This window comes from Paenibacillus terreus (assembly GCF_042138595.1).
Taxonomy (GTDB): domain Bacteria; phylum Bacillota; class Bacilli; order Paenibacillales; family Paenibacillaceae; genus Paenibacillus; species Paenibacillus terreus.
On record NZ_JBHIRX010000023.1, the window covers coordinates 21,283 to 34,529 of the forward strand.

11 protein-coding genes are annotated in these 13,247 nt (G+C 50.7%); all 11 read right to left on the reverse strand.

Annotated elements, in window-relative coordinates; all coding sequences use genetic code 11:
- Positions 1-102: 102 nt before the first annotated feature.
- The 11 genes from ACE5KN_RS27470 to ACE5KN_RS27520 all read right to left on the reverse strand — a co-directional run bounded on the left by ACE5KN_RS27470 (position 103) and on the right by ACE5KN_RS27520 (position 12,504).
- A complete protein-coding gene (locus ACE5KN_RS27470; RefSeq protein WP_375528234.1) occupies positions 103-873 on the reverse strand; it encodes a sigma-70 family RNA polymerase sigma factor in 771 nt (256 codons plus the stop codon).
- The gene (rsbW, locus tag ACE5KN_RS27475; protein ID WP_375528233.1) at positions 870-1,319 is read right to left on the reverse strand and encodes an anti-sigma B factor RsbW; all 450 of its coding nucleotides are present in this window, start codon (positions 1,317-1,319) and stop codon (positions 870-872) included. Before rsbW ends, ACE5KN_RS27470 begins: the two co-directional genes overlap by 4 nt.
- Before the next feature lie 18 nt (positions 1,320-1,337).
- Positions 1,338-1,676, reverse strand: a complete 339-nt coding sequence (locus ACE5KN_RS27480) for an STAS domain-containing protein (protein ID WP_375528232.1) — start codon at positions 1,674-1,676, stop codon at positions 1,338-1,340.
- 95 nt (positions 1,677-1,771) lie between these two features.
- Positions 1,772-3,445: a hybrid sensor histidine kinase/response regulator gene (locus ACE5KN_RS27485; protein ID WP_375528231.1), complete on the reverse strand. Its 1,674-nt coding sequence runs from the start codon at positions 3,443-3,445 to the stop codon at positions 1,772-1,774.
- Positions 3,446-3,464: 19 nt separating this feature from the next.
- Positions 3,465-4,337 carry a CheR family methyltransferase gene (locus ACE5KN_RS27490; RefSeq protein ID WP_375528230.1) on the reverse strand — a complete coding sequence of 291 codons (873 nt, stop codon included), beginning with the start codon at positions 4,335-4,337 and terminating at the stop codon, positions 3,465-3,467.
- 82 nt (positions 4,338-4,419) lie between these two features.
- On the reverse strand, positions 4,420-8,133 hold the full coding sequence (locus ACE5KN_RS27495; protein WP_375528229.1) for a response regulator: 3,714 nt from the start codon (positions 8,131-8,133) through the stop codon (positions 4,420-4,422).
- Entirely contained in the window at positions 8,130-9,299 is a 1,170-nt protein-coding gene (locus tag ACE5KN_RS27500) for a PP2C family protein-serine/threonine phosphatase (RefSeq protein WP_375528228.1), read from the reverse strand. Before ACE5KN_RS27500 ends, ACE5KN_RS27495 begins: the two co-directional genes overlap by 4 nt.
- Before the next feature lie 276 nt (positions 9,300-9,575).
- Positions 9,576-9,917 (reverse strand): YflT domain-containing protein, encoded by a 342-nt coding sequence (locus ACE5KN_RS27505; protein ID WP_375528227.1) that lies wholly within the window; start codon positions 9,915-9,917, stop codon positions 9,576-9,578.
- Positions 9,918-10,011: 94 nt separating this feature from the next.
- Positions 10,012-10,560 (reverse strand): hypothetical protein, encoded by a 549-nt coding sequence (locus ACE5KN_RS27510; RefSeq protein ID WP_375528226.1) that lies wholly within the window; start codon positions 10,558-10,560, stop codon positions 10,012-10,014.
- Positions 10,561-10,589: 29 nt separating this feature from the next.
- Positions 10,590-11,087 (reverse strand): DUF948 domain-containing protein, encoded by a 498-nt coding sequence (locus ACE5KN_RS27515; protein ID WP_375528225.1) that lies wholly within the window; start codon positions 11,085-11,087, stop codon positions 10,590-10,592.
- 214 nt (positions 11,088-11,301) lie between these two features.
- Positions 11,302-12,504: a C40 family peptidase gene (locus ACE5KN_RS27520; RefSeq protein WP_375528224.1), complete on the reverse strand. Its 1,203-nt coding sequence runs from the start codon at positions 12,502-12,504 to the stop codon at positions 11,302-11,304.
- Positions 12,505-13,247 lie beyond the last annotated feature (743 nt).

The following is a 13,247-nucleotide window of genomic DNA, read 5'->3' on the forward strand; positions in this document are numbered from 1 at the left end:
TCTTTAATCATCTTTAAAAAGGACACCCACAATCCAATTACAGAGAATGGGTGTCCTTTTATGTGAACTTTACAGGGACATTGCAGTAAAAAAGGTTGCATTTCATAAGGATGAATTGGACATAATCTGCTTCAGCTTCTCGGTTGCCCTTTTTTGAATCCGCGAAACGCTCATCTGGGAAACCCCAAGCTTCTGGGCGATCGCCCGTTGGGATTGTCCCTCCTGAAAAGCCAGCAGCAGCACCTGCTGCTCCTGCTCCTTCAACTGGCTGAGTGCCTGCTGAAGATCCATGCGCTTCTCGACCGCATCAAAATCATTCGCATCCGAGCTGATCAATTCGCCGAGTGTTGCGGCACTTTCATCCTGTGATAACGGAGAATCAAGCGATACATAATGATAGCATTCACGTCCGGCCAGCACCTCAATCGTCTCTTCAACCGAGAGATCCAGATATTCGGCAATCTCCTTGACGTCCGGAGAACGCTCCAGCTTGACGGTCAGTTCGTCTATAGCGTGCTGTACGAGGGCCCCCTTCTCCTTGATCCGGCGCGGAACCTGGATATACCATGATTTATCGCGGAGAAAATTCTTCATATGCCCGATCATGCTCTTCATGGCGTAGGGCTCGAATGGAATTCCGAGATTGATATCGTACTGCTGCAGCAGACGCACCAGGGCCATTTGACCGGTTTGGTACAGATCCTCGTACAGGTCCGGCCGGTTCCGGGCAATTTTCCCCGCGGCCATTTTGACCATAGGCTCGTACTTTTTGATCAGCACGGTGGCAATCTCATTATCCTTGGTTTGTTGGTACTCCCAGATCAAACCAACGGCTTCATCCATGGACTCTGGGGGAGTTGCCTTTTCATTCATACTTTCTCCTCACTTTTTGTCATGCGTTTTACAAGGATGACTTCCGTACCCTGCCCTGCCTTGTTAATCACGTTGACGTCATCCATAAGCGCCTGCATAAGATAAAAGCCCAATCCGCCAACCTGGGCATCATCCAGCTCTTTATCATGAAGCGTTGCCCCGTCCGCGCCATTCATCCGCTCAAAGCTCTCCCCTTCATCTTTTACACGGATGCTTAGCTCGGTATCATTAAATTCGAAGGTTACCTCAACAATACCTCCTTCATGGCCATATGCGTACAATACGGAGTTATTGCAAGCTTCGGATACAGCCACTTTCATATCCTCGATTTCTTCATAGGAGAACCCCATTTTGGAGGCAATTCCATACAGATTCAATCGCACAATATCCACAAAATCAGCGGTCGCCGGCAAATGTAACACTACTTTCTGAACTTCACCATTCATCCTCTTTTCGATCCTTTCCTATTGGGAATTCTCCTGTGGAGCAAAGAACTTGGCGATACCCGTCATATCGAAGAGCTTTTGAATCCGAACCGGTACCTCTTCAACCATGAAGCGTGCTTTCATACCGTTCCTTGCCTTTAAAATCGACAGCAGAATGCCAATCCCCGTACTGTCAATATACTTCAGATCCTTCATATTAATAATCAAGTCCTGCCCGGATTCCTCTACCAGGGGTTCCATGACCAGACGAAAATCGGGTGCTACCGACAGATCCAGCTCACCGCTCAAATAAACGGTGCATGCTCCATTACGCAATTCGGTTTTGGCGTTAAACTTATCATTTTTATTTGTATTCATATAGGCCTCTCCCCCGAATAATAGTTTCTTTATTAATAACCCGTTATGTCAGCTGCTGAAACAAAAACAGCACGCTTTCCGGGTTCCATTTTCTGTCACTCAGCCTGATTAAGGCGCGATCCGGCTTCCTCCATCAGAAGCTGATCCTTGGCGTGACGCTGCAGCACCTGCTTGATGCTGTTAATTTTGACCGGCTTGCTGATATAATCATTCATTCCTGCTGCGAGGCACCTTGCATGAATTCCATCCATGACATTCGCCGTCATCGCGATGATTGCGGGCTGGTTGCTGTCCGGCAAGCTGCTGCGGATTAAAGCGGTACATTCAAGTCCGTCCATTACAGGCATCTGCAGATCCATAAAAATGTAATCATAATGCCGGCCGTCCCGGATCTTGTCCAAGGCCTGTTTCCCGTCGGAAACCGCTTCGGCCGCCAGCCCCAGCCGTTTCATCATGTTTACCATCAGCTTTTGATTAATAGGATGGTCATCTACGATCAATACGTCGCTGCGGCGCCGCATGCTTGTCTCCAGGGAATTCCATTCCTCCTGCAGCTCATCCTCGGGCATCAGTTCCTGAGGAAGACCCATTTGTACGGTAAACAAAAACGTCGCTCCCTGCCTGGAAGACGTATCCAGACGGATATCGCCGCCCATCATCTGAATGAGATTTCTGCAAATCGCCAGCCCTAATCCCGTTCCTCCATATTTGCGCGTCATGGAAGAATCCAGCTGCGAGAAAGGCTGAAACAATTTGTCCGCCTTATCCGGCGGAATGCCGATTCCCGTATCCTTTACCGTAAATTCCAGGGTAACTTTGCCCTTGCCCGACTCTTCGACAGACACCCGCAACTGAACGCCTCCCTGGTCGGTAAATTTAATAGCATTGGAGATCAGGTTGATCAGCACTTGGCGCAAACGCGCCATATCACCGAACACCACATTCGGAACACCAGATTCCACATGGAAGCCCAGCTCCAGATTCTTTTTTCCGGCATCCATGGAGAAGAGGCTGAACACCTCCTGGATACAGGAATTAAGCTCAAACGGATGCTCTTCAAGCTCCATTTTGCCGGATTCCAGCTTGGTAAAATCAAGAATATCATTGATGACAGCCACCAGCGCATCTGCGCTGCGGCGTATAATATCACCATATTCCCGCTGCTCATCCTTCAGCTCCGTTTCCATCAACAGGTCGATCATGCCGATGACTCCATTCATCGGGGTGCGGATTTCATGGCTCATCATGGCCAGAAACTCGGTTTTGGCTTTCGCGGCAACCTCCGCCACCTCCTTGGCAGCGATCAGCTCCTGGTTCATCTTTTCCAGCTCCAGCGTCTTTTGCTGCAGCAGCATGGACTGGGTTTTCAATCGTTTATTGGTTAGATACATTTGCACGAAGCCTTCAATTTTCGACTTCAGAATCTGTGGAATAAAAGGCTTCACCATATAGTCGATTCCGCCCGCAGAATATCCCGCAAACAAATGCTCCGCTTCCTTGCTGTTAGCAGAAATGAAGATGATCGGAATATCCTTTGTCTTCTCTCTGGCTTTGATCAGCTTGGCTGTTTCAATACCGTCCATCCCCGGCATTTGAACGTCAAGCACGATAACGGCAAAATCATCCTTCAGCAGACAGCGCAAGGCCTCTTCGCCGGAAGTTGCCTTGACGAGATTATACTGTTCACTCTCAAGAACCGCTTCCAGTGCAAGCAGGTTCTCCGGTCGGTCATCTACCAGCAAGATATGAATCGGTTCATGCAACCCCATAGGATCCTCCTAAGCATCTCTATTTAATCTTCCGGTATATTTTCTCTACCCGGTCAAGCGGCTCGTAACAGTCGCTGTAATCTGTGAAATGGATGGACTCCTTCGCCCCCAGCACCAGCACTCCAAAGCGGCTCAGGCTTTCGTGAAACAAACCGTGCACCTGATTCCGCAGCTCATCATTGAAGTAGATCATGACGTTGCGGCAGAAGATGACATTGAATTCATTGAAGGACCGGTCCGTAGCCAGGTTATGCTCCGCAAAAATCATATTTTTGCGCAGGAAAGGATGAAACATGACCGAGTTATATTTGGCTGTGTAATATTCCGAAAAGGACTGTACTCCGCCGGACGCCAAGTAGTTTTTAGTGTACAGCTTCATTTTATCGATTCCGTAAACCCCTTCTTTGGCCTGCTGCAGCGACCTGGCATTCATATCGGTAGCATAAATGCGCGCCTTGTCATAAAGCCCCTCTTCATACAGCATAATCGCCATCGAATACACCTCTTCGCCGGTCGAACAGCCCGCATGCCAGATTCTGATATACGGGTAAGTACGCAAAATCGGAATGATCTTCTGACGGAAGGCTCGGAAGAGCGGCGGGTCCCGGAACATCTCCGTGACGGGAATGGACAAGCTCTGCACAAGCCTGTCAAAGCAGGAGCGGTCGTGCAAAACCTTCTCCTGCAAACCCGATATGGACTTTACCCCTTCCGACTGGGCACAATGATGAATGCGGCGTTTCAGCGAGGGAAGGGCATAATTTCTGAAATCATAGCCGTACAACCGGTGTATTCCCTCAATCAGCAGCTCCAACTCAATCTGCTCCCGCTCATCCGCATTCACTCTGCATTCCTGTTCAGATTTTCCTTCCGCCAGATCTTTTGCTGTCATAAACTCGCTCCACTTCCTAAAGGTTTTGCATACTGCCGGTTCAATTCCGTTTCGTTATATATCTATTACCCCGAAAAGCCGGCTACGAATACAGCCACACTCTCATTAATGATAGGAGCTGATCTGTTTGAATCGGTTTTTTGACATAATCCGAAGCCCCTGCCTCGATGCACTTCGCCCGGTCATCCTTCATGGCCTTTGCCGTAAGCGCAATAATAGGCAGCTTCTCATATTCCGGCATGTTCCGGATATGCCTCATCGTCTCATAACCATCCATTTCAGGCATCATCATATCCATAAGAACCAGATCGTACTTCGTATCTCCTTGCAGCAGCTCCAGAGCTTCCTTGCCGTTCTCAGCAAAGGTAACATTCATGCGATAGCCCTCCAGCACACTCGATAAGGCGAATACGTTGCGGATATCATCATCGACAAGCAGGATGTTTTTCCCCTCGAACAATTCCTCTTTGTTGTACAGCTTTTGCAGAATACGGCGTTTGTCTTCCGGCAAATTGGCTTCCACACGATGCAGGAATAACGTTGTCTCATCCAGCAGCCGTTCCGGAGATTTGACATCTTTGATGATGATGGACTCAGCATATTTGCGCAGACGCATTTCCTCCTTGCTGTCCAGCTCCTTGCCCGTGTAAATAATGATCGGCAAATCGCTCAGACTCTCATCATCCCGGATACGGTCCAGCAGATCAAAACCGGTCATGTCCGTCAGCATCAGATCGAGCACCATGCAGTCATAGTGCTGGCTTTTCAGTTCATCCAGCGCTTCCTGACCGGTAGAAACGGCTGTAATAGCGACATCATCATGCTCGATAAGTTCAATGATGGATTGCCGCTGGGTGTCATTATCCTCCACGACCAGCAGCCGTTTAAGCTTGCTGTCCATGTAAGATGAGATTTGGGCAAAAGCTTTGTCCAGGCTTTCTTTGGTTGAAGGCTTCTTCAGATAAGCAATGGCCCCCATCATCAAGCCCTGCTTGACATCATCAATTACCGAAATGACATGCACCGGGATATGCCTTGTGGACGAGTTGCTTTTCAGCTCGCCCAGAATGGACCATCCATCCATCACAGGCAGCTGGATATCAAGAATAATGGCGTCAGGAAGATAGGTTTTTGCCATTTCAAGCCCCAAATCTCCCTGCAGGGCCGACAACGCTTTGTAACCGCGGTTTCTTGCCATCTCAATGAGAATATTCGCAAAATTCACGTCATCTTCGATGATCAGCAGTACTTTATCCTTGGGCCCAATCTGCTCCCGGTCATCTTCCAGATTGGGCGCCTCCGGTACAGACTGCTCCCTGTCAGACTTTATGCGCACATCGGAAGGGAAGCTTCCCTCCCTGATCCTCTCCATATCAGGATCAATCATCGGGGCCGCTTCGCGTCTCGCATACTCGCTTGCCGCAGGCCCGCTGCCGGCATCATCCGGCACCTCAGCTGCCGCCTTCGCAGGCAGATACAGCGTAAAGCAGCTTCCTTCCCCCTGCGCAGACTGTACCTCTATGCCTCCGCCCAGCAAGCGGGCCAGCTCGCGGCTGATGGACAATCCGAGGCCGGTGCCGCCGTATTTGCGGCTCGTCGTCCCGTCTACCTGCTGGAATGCCTCGAAGATCAGATCCGTTTTGTCCGGCGCAATGCCGATGCCGGTATCACGAACAGACAAAGCCAGATAGGGCTGGTTCTCATTCAGATAGGTTGGCAGCTCTTCCTTCTTCGCCTCGGCTATCGTAAATTCCACCGAACCGGACGCTGTGAACTTGAAAGCATTGGACAGCAGATTGCGTAAAATTTGCTTCACACGGTATCCGTCGCTGACGATGGCTTGCGGAAGTTCGCCTTCCATTTTGCTCACCAGCTCCAGCTCTTTTTTGGCCGCTATAGGCGCAAAATTTTGCTCAACAAATCTCTCAAGCCCCTCCAGGGCTACGGACTCATAATTGATGTCCATCTTTCCGGCGTCGACCTTGGACAGATCCAATATTTCGTCGATCATCTTAAGCAGATCGGCCCCAGACATATAGATGGTATGAGCGTACTCGACCTGCTTCGGACTCAAATTGCCGTCCCTGTTCTCGGACAGCAGCTGGGACAGAATAAGCAAGCTGTTCAGCGGTGTGCGCAGCTCATGCGACATGTTGGCCAGAAACTCCGATTTGTATTTACTGGTCACGGCCAGCTGCATCGCCTGCTGCTCCAGCTGCGCACGCGCCTTTTCGATCTCCAGGTTCTTCTCTTCCACTTCCTGAACCTGTTCCTCCAGAGCTCTTGTTTTGGCCATCAGCTCTGTATTGAAATGCTCCAGCTCTTCCTGCTGCCGCTGCAGCAGCTCTTCGGACCGCTTGAGCTCTTCGGTCTGATGCTCAAGGCTTTCATTGGAACGCTTCAGTTCCTCCTGCTGAGACTGCAGCTCTTCCGACTGACACTGCAGCTCCTCCGTGAGCGCCTGCGATTCACGCAGCAGCTGCTCCACGCGCAAACGACGCTGAACGTTGTTAAAAATAACTCCAAGATTCATCACCAGCTGCGAGAACAGCTTCTGCTCAAGCTCTCCGAACGGCTTGAATGCTGCCAGCTCGGCTACGCCCAGCAGCTCGTCCTCGAACACGATCGGATAGATCATAATGCCGGTCGGCTGCGCCGCCCCAAGCGAGGAATTGACGGATAAGTACCCCGGCGGCGCCTGGTCCAGAATCACCGGTTTCTGGTCCATGGCACTCTGGCCAATGAGCCCTTCACCGAGCCTGAACTCTTCCTTTCTTAATATCGCTTGACCCGCTCCGGCATAGGAGCCGAAAGCAAATAACGTATCACGCTGCTTCTCCTCATCCAGCAAATAAATAGAGCCGTAGCTGGCGCCAAGAATAGGCGTGAATTCGCTGATAAACATCTGGGCGATTTGCTCGCGTGAATTCACGCCTCGCAGCAGCTCCGTGACACGTGCCGTATTGTTGCTGAGCCAGGTCTGGTCCTTCTGCGACTGGATGATGGTCCCCTCCAGCTGCCGCTTCTCTTCCAGATCCTCGGACATTTCTTTGAACACCTGCGCAATTTGACCGATTTCGTCCTTGGAGGTTACCCGCATCCGCCTGATAGCTTTAAAGCGTCCTTTGCCGAAGCCGTTAATCATCAGCGCTACGGTGTTAAGACCGCGTGTAATGCTCGGAAGCACCCAGAGAATGATCAGCAGGGACAACAGCAGACCGGCAGCCATAATGATCGTTGACGTTTGGACCGCTTCGCGGAACAATCCTCTGGTATTCGCTATCTCGTTGTCCACCTCGGTATCCTGATAATTGGAAAGCGTATTAATTCCCTCCACCGCGGCTTCCTGAGCAGTCAGTCCTGTACTGTTCCTGTACGCATTGGCTTGATCATACTCTCCCTGGCCAAGGAGCTGTATAAGGCGGGCCTCATATTGTTTAAAGCTTTCCCAGGAGGTTTCCACATGGTCTACCAGCACCTGTTCAGAAGCGGATGAGGTGCTCCTTTTAATAGCTTCAAGAGTAATATTCCCTCTGGCCATCATCTGATCCAGCTGCTGCTTTCCCTCGGGCACGGAAGCACCGGGGTTGAGCAGCAGATTAACCATGATTTTAGCCATATCATTCACCTGGGCACGAAGCACGGCCGTCTGACGGACCTTCAGATAGCGGTCTTCATATACCTTGTCCAACTGACTGTTCATTTTGCCCAGCCGATCATAACCGATCAGGGTCAGCACGATTATGATCGCCATCAGCACCCCGAAGCCGATGAGCAGCTTATTTCTGATTTTCATGCCGAAGCCTCTCCTTCTTTCAGCGAAATCCACACCAGACATTTATCGTCATCGCGTTCCAGTGGCACTTCCACTTCAAAGAAAGCCTTCCGCATGACGTCCTCTTCCCATTCGCGGTAATCGCGCAGATGATAAATCAAATATTGCAGCTGCTGTTCATGATCCCCATCCACTGCTTCGAGCAGCCCGTCCGTATACAGCACAATCCGCTCGTTCCCCTCGTAGTGGATCGTTTCCGCCTGGACTTCGATCTTGTCGAACAGCCCCACCGGACAGCAGACGCTGTCCAGCGTGGTGACATTGCCATCCTTCCCGATCATCAGACCCGGAGGATGACCTGCATTGACATAGTCAATTCGCCGCATCCGGGTGTCGATCACCATATAAATGGCAGTAAAATAGTATTGAACAAGCTGCTTGCCGAGATCCAGCTGATTAAAGCGTCGGTTCAGCTCCTGTATCACCTTCTCAGGATCCACGTAAGTAGTGACAGTGTCCTTTAGGACCGATGCGATGAACATGCAGAACAGGGAGGAGGAAATGCCGTGCCCCATCATATCCAGCAGGATAACGGCATAGCGCCCGTCCCCCAGCGGATACCAGGAATATAAATCTCCGGCAAGCTCAAAAGACGGCTGATACAAAGCGTGAATATGCACAAGCGGATCCTGTATGGGCGGACTAAGTACAGCCTGCTGCACCATCGCGGCCAGCTTGAGCTCGTCCTGAATCCGCTGGTCCCTTTCCTTATGCCAGTCTTTCTCCTGCTTCAAACGCAGCGCCAGCCGGATTCTCGCCATCAGCTCCACTTTATTGATCGGCTTGGTTACATAGTCCATAGCCCCCGCATCCAGAGCTTCTGCCAGCTTTTTGGAATCGCCGACCGCCGTCACCATGATGATCGGGATATCCTTGAGATGCTCGTATTCCTGAACGATACTGCAGGCTTCAATGCCGTCCATTTCGGGCATCATCATATCAAGAAGTATTAAATCAATATCTGAAGGGCGGGGACGAATTTCAACCGAATGGTCCTCAAGCCCCAAAACCTTGAACATTTCCGCGGCAGACGTGGCGGAGACCACATCCCTGTAGTTTTCCTTTTTCAATATCTCCCGGACAATGATCACATTCGTCGGATTGTCGTCTACTATTAAAATTCTCATCCTTCTCTCCTTCTTCATCTGAGAATAATCTGCTTCATCAAACAATACGACAGGTGTCTTTTTCAGCCATAGATATTGGCAACCTACGTACTATACTATAACTTCTCTGCCGACAAACTTCTATGTCATGAATTTAGAAATGGATAATAATTTCAAATCAATGTACATTTAACAAGTTTTCATAAACACAGATAAGGAATGGGACAAGCGTGCCCCATTCCTTATCTGTGTTTACGGATGATACCGGGTCATGCCCGGCAGAGCAGCGGGTTTGAATCAGGATTTTTTCGCAATCACAAGCACCTTGCCCAGATCCAGCTCTTTTTCATAAAATGCCGCTTCGGCTTCGGTAAAGCCCATCGACACGATTTTGGCACGCAGCTCGTCGCCGCGTGAGCGGAACAGGTTGGCCAGAGAGTCAAACATGCCTTCTTCCTCCATGCCAATTTCTTTTGCATCAGCTGTCCCGGCAATCCGGTCCGTACGGTCCTGGCTGTGTGCCAATACAAACACGTCTTCATAACGGTAGCCTGTATTGCGCAGCTCCTTAACCGTTTCAACGGCCTGCACCCCGTTTTCCACCACTTTTGCATAAGCATGCGCATTCGTCGAATTCATCGTTCTCACTCTCCTTAACCATATTCATATTTCACTTTTCGGCGCCGACTCAGGTACGCTGTATCATTAACCTGCTGTGGCGGTTTTGAAACATTTACTGTGAGCTTTCGGCGAAAAGCTCTACGGCCAGCAGCTCTCCGCTCGTCGGATTAGTATAAACCTTAATGGCTTTATGTCCCCGGATGTAGACATCCCCGTCTTCTGCCGCAAACTGGACGCCCCCCAGCTCCTGGGCAAGCGTGCCCCGGTTCAGCGGCAGCCAGCGGTCATTGATTTTGACCTGCTTGGCTTCCGGGTCTACATGCACATAATCAACATACCCGTCCCGAATGCCTACCACGGCGTCAGTATAATGGTATTCGGTTGAGTGAAGCAGCCAGTCTTCCGTAACCTTCAGCGGCTTTCCTTTTTTGCGAAGAACATCTTCTTCCCTGTCATCAAGTGAGATGCCGTTTAAGGTCATAAAATCGGACATGGAGGAGGGCTGCCCCGGGTGCCTTGCCACCGCCTGCACTGCATTGTCCGCAGACGGCGGCGAAGCAGCAGCCGGAACCGCATCCGCTCCGGAAAAAGGAGAAAGCAAGGCTGAAAGTATCATCAGTTGGACCATCATCATTCTGCTCACCCTTTCAATGATTTTCATTGTTTCCGGTAGACGGATTCGGCGGCGGTTTATCTGCTTCGCATTCTGCTCCATGCCCCGGCCGCGATGTCCACATAGGCCAGCCAGTTTCTCGCTTTGCCGGATTTGCTGTATACCGCATCATAACTTTGGAACGTGCGGTCAGAGGGCTGGGACGGTTTCGCCGACACCGGTTGCTTCGCTGCGGCACGGGCTGTTTTCGCCTGCTGCAGCTTGGACATGAGCGTCGTGGACAGCTGCTTGCCTGCTGCCGTAATCTCCGCCAGGACATCCCCCAGATTTTTCACCGTCGTCACGACCGGATCGATTTGCTTCATCTTGTTCTCCACATCCACCGTGATGTCGTTCGCATGGCGCAGCATCTGTTTGACCTCATAGCTTAGTTCATTAATCGTCTTTTGCACCTCCAGCAGCGTATCTGTTACCTTCTCCAATGAGGCTGAGGCCGAGCGAAGAGTCCTGACCAGAAAAAATACAAGCACTGCAAACGCGACTGCGATAATAAAGATACTGATTTGTGTTAGCATAAACTAACCTCGCTTTCTGTCGCTGATGTCTGGGTATTGCTTTGTAATGCTTAGTTACCCCTTCCATTAGGGCACGAAACAAACGATATGCGAAACGATATGCGGGCCATAGCCCAGAAGTGCAAGTCCTCTGCACAAAAGATATACTGCGCAAAAAAGCCCCGACCACGGGAGGCCATTGGCCCGCCAAAGTCAGAGCTTTACTGTGATGATTTTATTTTAAAATGCGGTCAACCACACTGCCCCCAAACAGGAAATGATCCTGCCAGGTTTTGCTGAAATCGGTAACCTTAACACCTCCGGCAGTCGCCGAGAATGTATGCAAAAGCTGGTTGTTCCCCAGGTAAATCGCCACATGCGAAATAGTGGAATTCGGCAAACCGAGCCCTGCTTCGGCTTCCGCCCTTGAGCTTGCATAGTCGAAGAATACCAGGTCCCCGCGCTTCAGAAGGGAAATGTCGTATACAGGCTCGCTGTTCTGCTGAACCCAGCTGCCCTGCTGGCGGGAATCCGTTGGAAGCTGGTAGCCCAGCCCTTCCAGAAATATTTGCCGGATAAAGTCCGAGCAATCAAACGTATCTGTCGTGTTCCGGTCGGAACCGAATTCATACGGTGTGCCCAAATACTTCATCCCGGTAGCGATGACCTCGTCGATTGCCTCGGACACGTCCGTTCCCGTGTAAGCAGGCTCAATCTGCTGCACCGGCGGAGCGGAAAGAACAGGCTCACTCCAGGTGGAAGCAGCAAACGGAGATGATGCAGGAGATGTCGAAACCGGAGAGGACCCAAGGATGCCCCCCTTCTTCAGAAACTTTTCCGAAGAGCTGACATAACCGCTCAGGCCGCCGAAGGTCTGCACCTTATACCAGTAAGGGTCGGTTGTATCAAGAATGGAGACCACTTCACCTGTTCCAAGCACGCCCAGGACAGCGGACTGCGTGGATGGCAGTTCGCGCAGATTGACAGCGGTCTGAATCGTTCCCGTCTGGCCGGCTTGTCCGGAGATAGAGGTGGCCGTTGAATCCGCTGTCACTTTAACGGAAGCTGATGAACCGGCAGGCTTCTGCGGGACGGCCGCTGTAGCAGGGACGTTTAGTACCGGTGAAGACGCGCTCCCGCCGATCTTTATGTATTGAGAGGAGCTGCTTGTGTACCCCGTCAGACCGGCGGCTGTCTTTACTTTGTACCAATAATTGTCCGCCTGTCCGAGGATCGTGACCGTATCCCCCTGCTTCAGAAAAGCGGCAGTTTCACTGTCCATCGACGGTGCCGTTCGCAAGCGGACGGCGGTTTGAATTACGGCACTCTGTCCGGCAGCAGCAGCCGGTGCAGCCGAGGCAGAGCCAGAGAACGCTGCATCTGTTAAAATGCCTAATACCGAAGAAGCGAGCAACAGGGTTAAAGCGCTTTTTTTCATGCGTGACCTCCATGCTTTCTGCAGCATTATTTGCTAAATTCCAACATGATTTCTCTCAATTATAATAAAAACATTTATCGATGTACATTCATAGAAGACAGACCGCGTTTAGCGGAAGTTTTTCTTGCGGTTATAGAATTGTACAACTCCGCTGAAAACTTATAACTCTACTTTTGCAGCTTGAAATCGGCAACAGGCCTTGATGTAACTGGGCAAAACAGAGATCCACTGCTGGAGTTGACGCTGAATCAGCAGACAGCTTTTTTCTAGCTTTCTTGGAAGAGGGGATTCGCCCCGCTCAGAGTCTAGTATCCAGAGTGAGACGGGTGTCTTTGGGGTTTGGGGTCTGTTGCCTCTCCATACAGCTTTGCATGATATCCCCTTTGCTCAGACTCTCGGTCAGTTCACATCACCTAAACGCTCTGCCTTCTCTAAGATCGCCTCTTGATCTCGAATCGATCTGCTTCTCCATAAAGGCTCGATCAAAAAAATAATAGACCCATTCGATGGTCCTGAATAGCGTAACAACAGGCGTTTTTTTCGTGCCACACTTGATTCGTTATCTTCTTTAACGTGCCTAAAGTATATTTTCGGTTCCAGGCTTTCTGTTTTTCTTTACCTGATCCAATGGGATAATGGTGCAAAGCTCCAGGGCAGCAAGTTCACATGCCTTGCCACGGTCGACGGGCGGCTAGCCTGTCAAGCCTTAACTTTCGCAGCATGAAATCGGCAAACTTGCAAGG